At 43.0% G+C, this 14,031-nt stretch carries 12 protein-coding genes; 8 read left to right on the plus strand and 4 right to left on the minus strand.

Features of this window, described 5'->3' with window-relative positions; genetic code table 11:
• The first annotated feature begins 94 nt into the window (after positions 1-94).
• A complete protein-coding gene (locus JOC27_RS03320; protein WP_205005584.1) occupies positions 95-1,459 on the plus strand; it encodes an IS4 family transposase in 1,365 nt (454 codons plus the stop codon).
• A 65-nt stretch (positions 1,460-1,524) separates the two neighbouring features.
• Here JOC27_RS03320 and JOC27_RS03325 read toward each other — a convergent pair whose 3' ends face one another.
• Positions 1,525-2,334, minus strand: a complete 810-nt coding sequence (locus JOC27_RS03325) for a nuclease-related domain-containing protein (protein WP_205005585.1) — start codon at positions 2,332-2,334, stop codon at positions 1,525-1,527.
• Positions 2,335-2,509: 175 nt separating this feature from the next.
• Between JOC27_RS03325 and JOC27_RS03330 the strand changes: the two genes are divergently transcribed.
• The 5 genes from JOC27_RS03330 to JOC27_RS03350 all read left to right on the plus strand — a co-directional run bounded on the left by JOC27_RS03330 (position 2,510) and on the right by JOC27_RS03350 (position 8,456).
• Complete coding sequence (locus JOC27_RS03330) at positions 2,510-3,487, plus strand: hypothetical protein (RefSeq protein WP_239529468.1); 978 nt, start codon at positions 2,510-2,512, stop codon at positions 3,485-3,487.
• Positions 3,488-3,609: 122 nt separating this feature from the next.
• Positions 3,610-3,945 carry a L,D-transpeptidase gene (locus JOC27_RS03335; RefSeq protein WP_205005586.1) on the plus strand — a complete coding sequence of 112 codons (336 nt, stop codon included), beginning with the start codon at positions 3,610-3,612 and terminating at the stop codon, positions 3,943-3,945.
• Positions 3,946-5,102: 1,157 nt separating this feature from the next.
• A complete protein-coding gene (locus tag JOC27_RS03340) occupies positions 5,103-5,663 on the plus strand; it encodes a hypothetical protein (protein ID WP_239529470.1) in 561 nt (186 codons plus the stop codon).
• A gap of 152 nt (positions 5,664-5,815) precedes the next feature.
• Complete coding sequence (locus tag JOC27_RS03345; protein ID WP_205005587.1) at positions 5,816-7,270, plus strand: DUF7309 domain-containing protein; 1,455 nt, start codon at positions 5,816-5,818, stop codon at positions 7,268-7,270.
• 328 nt (positions 7,271-7,598) lie between these two features.
• Complete coding sequence (locus JOC27_RS03350) at positions 7,599-8,456, plus strand: aldose epimerase family protein (protein WP_205005588.1); 858 nt, start codon at positions 7,599-7,601, stop codon at positions 8,454-8,456.
• Positions 8,457-8,555: 99 nt separating this feature from the next.
• Here the strand turns inward: JOC27_RS03350 and rarD are convergent, their stop codons facing one another.
• Positions 8,556-9,479, minus strand: a complete 924-nt coding sequence (rarD, locus tag JOC27_RS03355) for an EamA family transporter RarD (RefSeq protein ID WP_205005589.1) — start codon at positions 9,477-9,479, stop codon at positions 8,556-8,558.
• A complete protein-coding gene (locus JOC27_RS03360) occupies positions 9,472-9,981 on the minus strand; it encodes a GNAT family N-acetyltransferase (RefSeq protein WP_205005590.1) in 510 nt (169 codons plus the stop codon). Before JOC27_RS03360 ends, rarD begins: the two co-directional genes overlap by 8 nt.
• Positions 9,982-10,125: 144 nt before the next feature.
• Here JOC27_RS03360 and JOC27_RS03365 point away from each other — a divergent pair, with 144 nt between their 5' ends.
• Both JOC27_RS03365 and JOC27_RS03370 read left to right on the plus strand, forming a co-directional pair.
• On the plus strand, positions 10,126-11,046 hold the full coding sequence (locus JOC27_RS03365; protein WP_205005591.1) for a LysR family transcriptional regulator: 921 nt from the start codon (positions 10,126-10,128) through the stop codon (positions 11,044-11,046).
• A 375-nt stretch (positions 11,047-11,421) separates the two neighbouring features.
• The gene (locus JOC27_RS03370; protein WP_205005592.1) at positions 11,422-12,663 is read left to right on the plus strand and encodes an MFS transporter; all 1,242 of its coding nucleotides are present in this window, start codon (positions 11,422-11,424) and stop codon (positions 12,661-12,663) included.
• Positions 12,664-13,625: 962 nt separating this feature from the next.
• On the opposite strand, the gene JOC27_RS03375 is transcribed toward JOC27_RS03370, so the two are convergent.
• A complete protein-coding gene (locus tag JOC27_RS03375) occupies positions 13,626-13,946 on the minus strand; it encodes a hypothetical protein (RefSeq protein ID WP_205005593.1) in 321 nt (106 codons plus the stop codon).
• Between the last annotated feature and the right edge of the window lie 85 nt (positions 13,947-14,031).

Below are 14,031 nucleotides of genomic sequence, written 5' to 3' on the forward strand. Positions count from 1 at the left end.
ATAAGGGGTTAATGCAAAAATAAAAGCATGAACACCGACAACTCGGTATAATTGAAGTGTCGAGTCCCAATTAATCGAGGAGAGTGTTCATGCCATGAAAATTATATCACGAAACAACCATCCATCTCTTGGAATTTTAGCTTCAGTACAATCATTTTTTGTTCGATTTCACTTGGCTCAAATTGCGCGGGCTTCAAATGTCACAAAGGCAAAGGGTGTTCCCTTTCACGTACTGTTCTGCTATTTGCTCAGCACAATTTTTTCAAACAAGTCTACCTATCGTGATTATCTGAACCATCAGGATCAGCTAAGTTTCTCGGATAAGACCTTCCGGAACCTGCTCAACACGGGCAAGATTAACTGGCAAAAATTCCTGATTATGCTCTGTCGTCAGATCATTCAGTTCATCAAACCCTTGACGGATCAGACGCGTCGGAATGTGTTCATTGTCGATGATTCCATGTACGAGCGTGCCCATGCGAAGCGAGTGGAACTATCAGCGTTTCAGTTCGACCATGCCAAACATCGGCATGTGCGCGGCTTTCGTTTTCTCCAACTGGGTTGGAGTGACGGCAACACCTTTCTTCCGGTCACCTTTTCCCTGCTTTCTGGACGGAACCAGGTCTGTGGCGTGAACTCGGCCGATGGCCGAACCCATTCCGGAAAGCGTAAGCTGCAGGCCCAGCGTAAAGCGACCGATGTGGTTCGTGAACTGCTTTCATCCGCCCTAAATCAGGGTGTCCACGCTTCGTACGTCTTGTTTGATTCATGGTTTTCAAGTCCCAAGATGTTTCACCAACTGCGTGAGATGAAGCTTCATACCGTTGCCATGGTGAAACGATCGAAAAAAATTTACTATCGATCCAACGGTCAACTGATGGATGTCAAAGACATCTTCAAGACTCAGAAAAAACGTCGTGGTCGTTCACGCTATCTGCTCTCTGTTACTGTTGAAGCAGTTGTTGCAGGGGAAAAAGCCCTCCCACTTAAATTGGTTTTCGTCCGCAACCGCCGGAAACGCAAGGAATACCTGGTCTTAGCCGCAACAGATCTTCAGCTTTCTGAAAATGAAATCATTCAGCTTTACGGAAAGCGCTGGTCAATTGAGATGTACTTCAAAATGTGTAAACAGTATCTCCGTCTGGCGCGCTATCAAGGGTTATCTTATGACGGCATCTTTGCACATACGGCTTTAGTTGCCATGGGCTACTCACTTCTTGCCGTACAGCACCGCGAACAAGCCGACGATCGAACTATCGGTGAACTTTTCTACCTGATGGTCGATGAGCTCGCTGATGTCAATTTTACCGAAGCCATCCAACAATTGCTTGATCTGTTTCTAGAAGCTTTTGAAGATGAGTACGTTCTATCTGAGAAAATCGTCAATCAGATCATCGAAAAGTTTCTTGAAAAGCTGCCTACCAGATGCCGGCAACAGCTGGTAAAGGCGGCATCCTGAACTATTTTCTTCATGGAAACCGCAGATCTGTCATGGGATTGGAATGGTTTTTCAACTTTCAAGTTTTAGTCATTTAATCTGAAGTATAATTCAACCGAGGTCACAGCATTGTATAATAAATTAATTTTCGGCTGTAATGCCTCATTAATTTTTTTGGAGATTTGTTTTTTTGATTCTACAGCTAGGTTTTCAATGACATTTATAATTTGCATTTTATTTTTGACTCGCTCATCAACTTGTAAAACTGTATCTGGATCATATGGCGTAACAAGTTCTATTATATTCTCAAGTTTTTGTAAATTGACATTCATTGTTTTTTGCGGATATTGCTTACCTTGATAAATCTTTGAAATAATTTCCTGTGAATTTAATTGATCAATAAAGAAGACATGTTTGAAGAAATTTCTTCTTTCAGTATCATCCCATTTACTAAGCGTTGAATTAAATCTATTGTTAAACTCATTTAATGTCGCACTCATAAAAACAAGGCAGTAACCAATGTTTTGATAAATATTTTGCGACAATGTTGATTCAATAAACCGAGATAATTCATCATGATGTACTTTAGCCTGGCCTAAATATTTTTTCAGGTCGCCTTGCTTTGTTGTAAAAACTCCTGCTGTATTAACGTATTTAAATATAGATAACGAAACATTCTTGATCTCAATAATGTAAAACCCTTGTGATGGAGAAATATAGAGAAAATCTGGGTTATGCTCCCCAAAATTGGGATTGTGGATAAGATAATCATCATGTCCCAAATATCTACTGAAACTATTTAAAAAGTTTAATTCCCCTCTATCTCCCTTCAGTTTTGTTCCTGTGGACCTTCTCACATTTTTCTTTAATATATCTTCACCGATCACATGTCCCATAACAGCACACCCTCATAAGCAAATTTAGATATCTATTCGCTAGAATTCGACAAAATGGTTGGGAATCCTTCATTAATACTCTAATTGATCTTATTTTTTAGACTTGACGTTTTGGCAGAATCCTCGCAAAATTTCCTATGAGAATATTGTACAGAGTAGAATTTCAGGTGATTGTATGACGAAACGAAGAAAAATCATCGGCGGCTTCTTGCCGCTTGAACTGCCGGAAGGTGTGGAATATCACGAGCGCGCGGTTCATTTGAATAGCGCCCGTTATGCGTTGGAGTATTTGCTGCGAATTAAAAACTATAAAAAGATTTATCTACCTGCCTTTATTTGCGAGAGCGTTCTACAGCCAATCAAGCGGTTGAATTTGACGTACGTTTTTTATCGAATGGATCCGCATTTTATGCCGATGCTTGAGCGCGAGCTGGAGAATGATTCTTGCTTGCTTTATGTCAATTATTTCGGTGTGAACCGTGCAGTTGCTGAGGCAGTCAGCCGCTGCTTTAAACACGTAATCATCGACAACACGCAAGCTTTCTTTGAGCAGCCGATTGCAGGCACGAACACGATTTATTCCGCGCGCAAATTTTTCGGGGTGCCGGATGGTGGATATTTGTATACGGATAGCGCTAAGCGGCTGAAACTTGCGCCAGACACGTCTTATTACCGTTGTGACGGCTTATTGAAACAAATTGATCAGGGCCATGATTCTGCCTTGCCATTATTTGTGGAAAATGAAGACTATCTCAATCAATGCGGGATGAAGGCGATGGCGCCACTGACCCGCCGACTTTTACAGAGCATCGACTACCCGCGAATGCTTGCGAGCCGAAACGAGAATTTCCGTTTTCTACATGAGGTGCTTGGAAAATACAACACGCTTACGATTTTTGGTAAAACGCTGAACGGACCGCTTTGCTACCCGTTTCTGGTGGATCATGGCGACGTGTTGAAAGATGTGCTGCTCAAAAATGGAGTCTACGTGAATGATTACTGGGACGAAGTTCTGCCTCGCGTACCTAAAGAGAGTTTTGAATACCAGTTGTCCAGAAATCTAGTCCCGTTGCCGATCGATCAGAATTGTAGCCAATCAGAGATGCAGGTTATCGTGCAGATCATCGATCGTTTTCTCAAGGACTCTGTTTAAACCACGGAAAAGGGTGCTTGGTTTAGGTGCCAGCTGGCGCTGTTCTATTACGCCTGCACTTCCTCAAGCACGGATGTCCGACGATTTTCATAAACTGCTAAAAAAAACGGAGTGGGTTACTTATGACTGTCTGGATCGACATCTCGACAGCGCGCCATCAATTGAAGCTGATGAATGACCGGGCGCTGATCAAAATGTATCTGATTGCGGTCGGCAAAATGCTGACACCGACGCCTTCTGGAACCTACACGATTATTAATAAGCAGGCGAATCCCGGCGGTCCGTTCGGCGTGCTCTGGATGGGGCTGTCGCGGCCGCATTACGGCATCCACGGCACCAATAATCCGGCGTCAATCGGTCGTGATGTCTCGCATGGCTGCATTCGCATGCACAATGCCGATGTGCTCGAATTGTCGGCATATACGCCGGTCGGCACTTCCGTGTCTATACACAGATGAATTTTTTGACGACTGATCGATAAACTATGTTTAAATTTCATGTGGTTTTTCTGACGAAAAGGCAATGTGTACTGGCGCCTTGCGGAAACATCTTGCCCGTCGCGTCGTTGACCGTCCGGAAGGGGATCTGTTTTTCCATCCGACCTTCGTCGTCACCAATATAGTCTTCCAGTCAACAGGGGCATCAAATTCTATCAGAACTGGGGAACGATGGAAATCCTGATACAGGAAAGCAAAGGAGGCTTCGCCTTTGACCAGCTGAGAGCACCCGATTTGAAGCCAACGCGACTAAGCCGCAGAGTTCCTATGCCTTTATATTCAATCATTTTTCTCACCCCCCAATTTTTTTATAATTCGCTGCATCTTTTTGCACCGTTGTGTGGTCCTTCGTCATTTCCTCTGCATCGTGTACAATAACTTTGGATGCCATCTTTGTTCTTTCGAGTAACCCTTTTTTCCGTGGTACCGAATGCCTCGGAGTAAGGATAATAGATATGCTCGTTACCATCATTTGTCGAACAACGCGGACAAGATTTAAATTCTGGTCTAGATTGAGCTTCATTTAGTGGTTTTCCGCAATACGCGCACAATTGTGACATTTATAGTTTCCTCCACATCTATCTTTTTTTATCATTTTATTACCTTATTCAAACTCTTCTCTTCTACATCTAAATCAACGGGCAGTTCACTGATACAGCCGGTCACTCCAGATTTCGTCTGTCCAATTCCACATCAGCAAGTTCGCCATATGTTTCAGCAATAGCAATAACCATCAAATAACGATCTTTGACATAATCTATTAGCAGCTACATGGTAAATTCGACAAAATTTTAGAATATCCTTCACTATCTGATCTTTTTAAGAAATAAATTGGTTTAAAGCGGGAATTAATTGGATTGATGCGGGTTAAATAAAGTATTCTTGTCGAGGAATGACGCATGATACAAGCGCATCAACAGATAACGCTTTTCTGACTACACCCTTTTTGTTTATTGTTCACGTCCGTCAATTCTTTGTAATAATCGATTAAGTTGCATTAAGGCAGCATACCACTATCTTAAGAACGAATCGACTAAAATATAGACGCGTCTCCGCGTTTTGCTATATAATTATATGTGTTCGACAACCCCCACTAATGGAAGAAAGGAGCGCGCAGGATGACCGAAGAACTCGAGCTAATTCTAGCCGAAATGAGGCAAGGTTTTAAAGAAGTAAATCAAAGGTTCGACGCAATTGATCAAAAATTTATTGCTATTGATCAAAAATTTATCGCGATTGATCAGAAATTTGCTGCCATTGATCAAAGGCTTGATGGAATTGATCAAAGACTTGATGGTGTGGATCAAAGACTTGATGGCATTGATCAAAGGCTTGATGGCGTGGATCAAAGGCTTGATGGTATTGATCAAAGGCTTGATGGCGTGGATCAAAGGCTTGATTGTATTGATCAAAGACTTGATGGCGTGGATCAAAGGCTTGATGGTATTGATCAAAGACTTGATGGCGTGGATCAAAGGCTTGATGGCATGGATAATCGCTTAGATCGCATCGAGAAAAAAGTGGATGGCATTCAAAAGCAAGTGGCTAAAAATTCAGAAGCCCTAACCGAATTGAAAGTAAAAATTGAAGAGCAAACAACGGTCCTGACCACCCTATCGATGCGCTCAATCACCCAGGAAGGCGAAATAAGAAGTCTGAAGCAAGTGCGAACTCTATAATCGTATTCATCCTTAGTAAAGCGCAATTCAATCGGATCAAACAGATTCGAAACCCACGGCCTCTACATCACCCATGCAACACCACCTCATTTTTTAATTTTTCGATACACAAAACACGCGCAAAAAAATCTCGCTCAAAAATGGTCTACTCATTGAGCAACCATCCCTCGGAAGAGATGGCTGCTCAACTTTCTTGCATATTACAATTCACCGAGTTTGAAGCTGAAACACGGAACCCCGAACTCTATTTCGTTTCTGATTTCTTAATTGAACCCGGTGACAAAGGAACCTGCCGCTTCTATGAATCTGACAAAAAAATCGACATTTTGCTTGAAATAATAAAGGACGATTATGAGCAGGCCGGACCGTATTGCATCGGTTGTGGTCGCGGCATGATCAGCTTCTTAAATACGATAAACAGCGATGAGAACGGAACGCTTTTTGATGAGGAAGAAATAAGTAGTCCATCTGAGGCGGCTGATGTGCTGAACGAATTCCTGGATTACTATCGAGAGGGTGAGGAGCGTGAACCCCTTCAATTTTCCGTTAAGCCCGAGGATGAAGCGGATTGGCAATATCTTGTTCATCAGGCGCTCAATTTCGCCGATCTTGAGCCCTGGCAATGGATTAATTCGGATCAGATACTCGTTCTCGATCTTCCCAATTATTCGGAACGCCTCTATTGCTGCATTCTTGGACAGATGAGCAATGAATACGGGGTCGCCATTTACGTCGGTGATCAGGGGCTGCAACTGATCCATCGTCTTTTTTCAGATACGGAGGCACTCGACCGGCCACCGCTCGCATCTGTCTTTAATCTTTCATTATGCAGACCGGGAACATTTCCTGATGAAGATCGGGCGCTTTTTTCCATCCTACAAATGGACACTGAGCTTGAGAGCCATTGGCCGATGCTTCGCGTGCAGAAGCCTGGGTACATGCCATGGCTTCCTCAGGGCGAAGAAATTTCTCTGTTTGCGACGATTCTTGAAAAATTGAGTCAAATCGCACACGACTATCAGAATCGGGCAGAAGAATTCCCGTATTATTCACATGATACATGCTTTTATCGGAAATATACTGTCGATGGTCAAGATGTGGAAACGCCGGTTGATGACAAAATCGTACCCGTAGTAAGCGATCGTTACGAATGGAAAGACAGCGAGCCCTGGGCAAGTAAGCTTGAACTGCAAAAAATTAAGAAAACAACGCGACAGAATAAAAGCTGGATCGAAGTTGGCGGCATCTTTGCGCCATTTTCCGTTGCGCAACAGGAATCCGAACAGCCCGTTTTCCCATGGATGCAGCTTGCCGTTGAACACAGCAGCGGTCAGCCTCTGCATTCTGATCTCATCGATGACGTGCAAATAGTCGGTAAACAAGAGCCTTTTAGTCAATTTGCTCAGGATTTTCTGCTTCAGACAATTGAAAAAGCCGGCCAACGCCCAAGCGGCATTCTTGTGAACCAACAGGAGCTCTATCATTCCCTGCGCCCTTTATGCCGAAAGCTCGGTATCATCTGCAATTTATCAAAGCATCTGCCTAAAATCGATGACGCTTTGGATGAAATTCAATACGAACTGGAGAATGAATCGGCGTACGAGTAAGGCGATTTGCGTTTCATATCAAAATTTCAGTGCACAGGTCACGCTTTTTGAAGCCCATGAAAAATAATAGGCAGCTGAATGGCAGAACATATAGCGTTTTGATTTAATTCTACTTGACCATCACCCCAACCGCCTGTTTCACAGGGCGGTTTGTTTTTAGGCGAATCTTAATGAGAAAAATCATCTAAGACTTACCATCGGCGGCTTCTAATCGACTAAAAATCACAGAATCTTAAAAATGCAGCTCAATGAAAGCCTTTACTTTTTCCAATCGTTCAGACACAATAAAAAAGGAGAATAATAGAAACTTGACGAGGTGCATGGCATAATGACTCAGATCGAAGAATTTGATAGAAACGATTTGCATTTTTTCCGTTTAAAAGATGAATCCGATTATGTGGATATTTGCCCGGAACGCGGCGGCATCGTCACGGCTTTTCATGCCGATAACGAGGATCTGCTGTTCATGAATGAAGACACGCTGTTCGACACGAGCAAAAATGTCCGCGGCGGAATTCCTGTGCTCTTCCCGATTGCTGGACAATTGACGGACAAGCAGTACCAATGGAATGAAAAAAGCTATTCGATGGCCAATCACGGGCTTGTCCGCACGCGGCCGCTTCAAGTCGTGGGCAACGAAACAAATGAGCGATTCGCTGAATTGACGCTGTCTTTTAGCAGCAGCGCAGAAACACGTGCCGCTTACCCTTTTGATTTCGAGATGCTGCTGATGTATCGACTCGCTGATGGAAAACTGAGCATTCAGCAGAAGATCTTCAATCATTCTGCCGAAGCGATGCCTGTGTATCCGGGCTACCATCCTTATTTCGCGATTCAGAATAAAACGCTCACGGTAGCGACAAAGGCAACCGAATACTTGGATTATAACGACCAGCAAATCAAGCCATTGAACGGCGCGATTCAGATGGACGGGCTCAAGGAATCGGTTGTTCTTGCCGACGGCGCCGTAACCACTTCCTTTAATGCCGATAAAAATCTGGTCGTTGAAGCTGACGATGCCTTCCGCTACACGGTTCTCTGGGTCGAAGGTGATCAACCGTTTGTCTGCGTTGAACCGTGGACAGCGAAAACCAACACATTCAATGAAGCACCGGACAATGTCTTGCTCGTTCAACCGGAACAGCCAAAAACACTGACCGTTTCCTTTCACCTTGAAAATCGATAAAAGTGAGAAAAAGCTCTGGGATGGCAAATACGCTGTCCCAGAGCTTTTTTATATAGAAACAAGCGGTGCACGATAAGTGACCTTCTTTAGCTACACTGCCTATTGGAACAATCTCTTTTCTTTAGCATCTGCGTGACTTGAAGAAAATAGATAGATCGTAATTGACACCCAAAGAAGAATAAGTGAAAACCATTGAACAAGTGAAATCGATTCTTTAAAAATCAACCATCCGATCAGGAAAGCGATTGAAGGTGTGATATATTGAATAACCCCAACTGTAGATAAGGACAATCTTTTTACGCCTTCAGCAAACCAAATTAGTGGCAGGGCTGTTACGATTCCCGCTCCGATTAATAGAATGGCAATCGGATAAGCATCTGTGCCAAATGATGCGGTACCCTTTATTTGTAGCATCAATAGATAAACAAGCGCTGCCGGTGTACCGATTAATGTTTCGTAACCCATCGCGACAAGTGCATCTAATCGAATACATTTTTTTGCATAACTGTAGACTCCGGACGATAAAGCAAGCGATAACGCAACCCAAGGGATTTGACCATATCTAACTACCAGCAAAGCCACACCGAGTAAAGCAATTAAAAATGAGATCGATTGTCCTAGTCCACATTTATCTCTCAATAAAATAACACCCAATAAAATGCTAATCAGCGGGATCATATACATACCAAGACTAGCTTCAATAACTTTTCCGTGGTTCACAGCCCAAATAAAGATTACCCAATTCGCACTGATTGCAAGGGAAGCTATCAATATAAATAAAAATTCCTTTTTATAGTGATAAAAAAATTTAAGCCTATAAACAAATAGATGAAGTTTCTGTTTCTGAAAAAAGATGATCGCCATTGTGAATACGAAAGACCACCAGATCCGGTGTGCTAAGATCTCAAAAGCCGGTACACTACCCAATGCCTTCCAATATAAAGGTAAAAATCCCCACAAAACATAGGCAGAAGACGTATAAAGTACCCCGCCAAGAGGGGTACCTCCATTGGGTTTATTCATTAACGCGCTTGCCTAATATGACTAAATCTCTCTCAATGCCATCCAATTCTGCAATCTTCGGATAAGCGCCCCATTTTTCAAAGCCCAAACGTTCAAAAAGGTGGAGACTCGGGCTATTGTGGCCAAAGATAAAAGCCAGAATCGTTTTGATACCGAATTCATGACAATGATCGATGGCATAGTTCACAAAATCAGTGCCCAGCCCCCTTCCGCGAACGCTCGTATCAAGATAAACGCTTATTTCCACGGTTGCCTGATAGGCAGGACGTCCATAAAAAGTGCTTAAGCTGAGCCAGCCACAGACTTTTCCATCCTGTTCGGCAACCCAAAGTGGACGATTCTCGTCTTCATAATGCGCATCAAACCAAGGTTTACGTTCTGCGACAGTGACCGCTTCCATATCCGCCGTTACCATTCGACCGGGTATCGTTGAATTATAAATAGCCACTATAGTTGGTAAATCGCTTAATTTTGCCTCACGATACGTAATCTGATCGGCCATTTAATCCATCTCCTCATGCTGCTTTGTTTTTCAATATTTATTTTAAAAGTCGCCATAGGAACTGTAAAATTGAACTTATTAACTCTTTGCCATAGAATAAAGTTATGGCAACAGGCGACATAATCCGACAGGGGACAGCAGGACATGACGATTCAACAATTTCGCTATTTAGTAGAAATTTCCAAGCACGGTTCAATCAGTAAAGCCGCATCTGCTCTTTACGTCACACAGCCCAGTATCAGTAAAGCCGTGCACGATCTGGAAGCTGAGTTAGGGATTACTATCCTTGATCGAACGAATAAAGGCGTTGTCTTCACAAAAGATGGGACAGAATTATTATTCTACGCGAAAATGCTTCTGGAACAAATGGAATCCGTCGTCTATCATTTTAACAGAGAGAAGGCAACGGACTTAACAAAGCTTTCGATTTCCTCGCAACACTATGGCTTTGCTATCGAAGCTGTAGCAAATCTGATGGATTACTTTGCCGATCGGAAATATGAGCTGACGATTCGCGAGGGGAAGACGAGCGATGTAATCAATGACGTGTACGCAAGTAGAAGTATCCTTGGTATTTTATCCCTGACCGATTTAAATAAGAATTTTTTTAAACGCTATTTTATCGCAAAATCACTCATGTTCACACCCCTCGTTTCGCTGCAACAACACGTCTTTCTGCGAAAAGAGCATCCCCTGGCTGATCGCCAATGCATTACTTTGGATCAGTTAAAGGACTATCCTTATCTGACCTACCAGCGGGACGACGTACTGCTTCATTTTGCCGAAGAAGCTGTCAATCTGGACACGATCAGCAAACTGGTCTATCTGAAGGATAGAGGCGCCATGAATAATCTCCTGTCACACACAGATGGCTACAATCTGGGAACAGGCTGTATCGTCAACAATTACATGAACCCCAATATTATTTCCATACCTTTGGAAGGAAGCAGTTTGATTCAAGTCGGCCTGGTCCAACGAAACGACGTATTTTTGCCCGAAGAGCTTCTGGTCTATATTGACTTTTTGAAAGTGGCCTTGGAAAAATCTACGCCGAAAGACGAATAAAGCAAGCGTAAGAGCCCTTTTAAAATATCCCCTATCAAGGACAAAAAAGAATAGGCAAACTTCAGAAATGATCCAGAATAACTCCAAAAATGGAGCGAAGGCGTGTAATGTTGCATGAACAGCGTGCCAGCATGCCACCCAGACTTTTGCCTGTTCGAGAAGGCTCTCGGCAAGCGAGCAGCCGAAGCGCATTTAAAGCAAAATAAGGATAGGTCATTTTTTTCATGTAATAGACGAAGTTTGAAAAAACTGACTCAATCAAATTCAACTCATAATATGCAAAAAAAGCCATTAAAAATGTTATAACGCCAATAGAGGCTACTTAGTATTTACCGAACTGGATTAATTTCTACTACATAGAAATGGGTGCGTTTGATGAACAAAGCGTCTACAAAACAATTATGGTCCAAAAATCTTGTTGTCCTATGGTTTGGTGTTTTTATGACGGGAATGGGTATGAGTGAAATCATGCCGTTTCTATCACTCTTTATAGATCAGCTCGGTTCCTATAATAAACAGCAAACGACTTTTTATACAGGAATTGTGTTTGCTGTATCCTTTTTAGTGATGGCTCTAGTATCGCCAATTTGGGGGCGATTGGCTGATAAAAAAGGCAGAAAATTGATGTTGCTTCGCGCATCATTAGGGATGGCGGTGGCATTTTTTTTGATGGGCTTTGTGACGAACGTATGGGAACTTATGCTTCTTCGAGCCGTTCAAGGCGCATTGGGCGGCTATGTATCGAATTCAAACGCATTAATTGCTTCGCAAACACCAAAAGAACATGCCGGGCGTGCGCTCAGTATCTTAGTTACGGGTATCACTGCCGGCACATTATTAGGTCCCCTATTGGGAGGAATTTTAGCGGGGGTATTTTCCTATCGACTGACATTTCATATTACCGGAATCATCATGCTTTTCGTTTTTATCTTTACATATTTTTTCGTTAAGGAAGGTTCAGTCGACCATAAATCAGCCACGATATCCCGCGCATCAGCAACACCAATTGTTCTGCGGGATATTATTAAGAATCGCTTTCTGTTCTTTTTAATTTCAACAACGATGCTTGTTCAAGTCGTGAATATGTCAATCAATCCTATTCTCAGTTTATTTGTGAAAGAACTCGTTAACCCGAGCAGTGCGAGCTCAATCACTTTTATAGCAGGCGTTGTTGCAGCGATGCCTGGAATTTCAACAGTCATTGCCGCACCGATGTTTGGAAAATTAGGCGATAAAATAGGGACTCAAAAATTGCTAGTTTTCGGATTTATCTTGGCCTCAATTATTTTTTTCCTAACCTCATTTGTTTCAAATATAGTGCCGCTCATTATATTAAGATTTTTTACAGGGATATCCGATGCAGCCATGTTACCATCGGTTCAGACTCTCTTGTCCAAAAATACAACGGAAGAACATACAAGCATCGTGTTTTCTTACAATCAAAGTTTTCAATCGATAGGCAGCGTCCTAGGACCACTAACTGGATCAATAATCGCTTCCTTGTTTGACTATCAAGGTATTTTTATCTTTAGTGGCTTTTTGATGTTATTAAATCTTCTCATTTTCTGGGCAGTAGCGATCAAAAATAAGCCTTATATTAAAGAACGGTATCACTGAGTATTGCTTGTCGATGCCGGACGCTACCCTGCTGACATTAGCTCTCTCCCTTTTTCGGTTCGGCCTAACTTTTGCCCGGTTCGGTCTAACTTTTGCCCGGTTCGGTCTAACTTTTTCGGTTCGGCCTAACTTTCTCCTGTTTCGGCCTAAACTTTGCCCGGTTCGGTCTAACTTTTCTTGCCTTCGGTCTAACTTTTTCGGTTCGGCCTAACTTTTCACGGCTTCGGTCTAACTTTTGCCCGGTTCGGTCTAACTTTTTCACGGTTCGGTCTAACTTTTCACGCCTTCGGTCTAACTTTTTCGGTTCGGCCTAACTTTTTCCTGAGTCGGCCTAACTTTTGCCCGGTTCCGCCTAACTTTTTCGGTTCGGCCTAACTTTCTCCTGTTTCGGCCTAACATTTGCCTGGTTCGGCCTAACTTTTCTTGCCTTCGGTCTAACTTTTTCGGTTCGGCCTAACTTTTCACGGCTTCGGTCTAACTTTTCACGGCTCCGGCCTAACTTTTCACGGCTTCGGTCTAACTTTTCACGGCTCCGGCCTAACTTTTTCCCGATTCGGTCTAACTTTTCATGAATTCGGTCTAACTTTTTCCCGGTTCGGTCTAACTTTTCACGGCTTCGGTCTAACTTTTCGGTTCGGTCTAACTTTTTCCCGGTTCGGTCTAACTTTTCTTGCCTTCGGTCTAACTTTTTCGGTTCGGCCTAACTTTTGCCTGAGTCGTCCTAACTTTTTCGGTTCGGCCTAACTTTTGCCTGGTTCGGCCTAACTTTTTCGGTTCGGTCTAACTTTTTCGGTTCGGCCTAACTTTTCACGCCCTCGGTCTAACTTTTTCGGTTCGGCCTAACTTTTTCCCGATTCGGTCTAATTACGACCTCCTCTCTGCTCAATCATCGCCCTGTTCCCGCTTCCATGCGACAAAAAAGCCGCACATCCGATTTTGCTCGGGACGCGCGGCTTTACCTATTATTGAAAGGTTTTAATCTGATCAATCTCGCGGCTGAGTTCGAAACGGCGCTGCTTCAAAGCGAAGAGTTTCAGAGACAAGCCCTTGTCCTGATCTTCGCCGCGATGCATTCTCTGAAAGATCAGCAGAATCTGCCGATTAATCTCGATAAATTGCTGCTGTAATTCTCTTTTCTGTTCGCCGAACAAGTCTTTGCCTTCAAGAATGGCAACGAGTTTTCTTTTTATATCAATCTGCCAATCGCTATCGTTCATCGAACTCGCGATGCGATAGAGATCGAGATAATCATCAAGTAAACGTTTCTTTTCTCTCGTGTTCATGCCACGACCTCCTTAATTTTCTCCCAAGGCTCTGTTAAAGTCGACTGTTGTTTCTCATCACTGATTGGCTATGTGTTTGCTTGCC

Origin of the sequence: Sporolactobacillus spathodeae, assembly GCF_016908935.1 — a bacterium.
In the GTDB taxonomy this organism is placed as follows: Bacteria; Bacillota; Bacilli; order Bacillales; family Sporolactobacillaceae; genus Sporolactobacillus; species Sporolactobacillus spathodeae.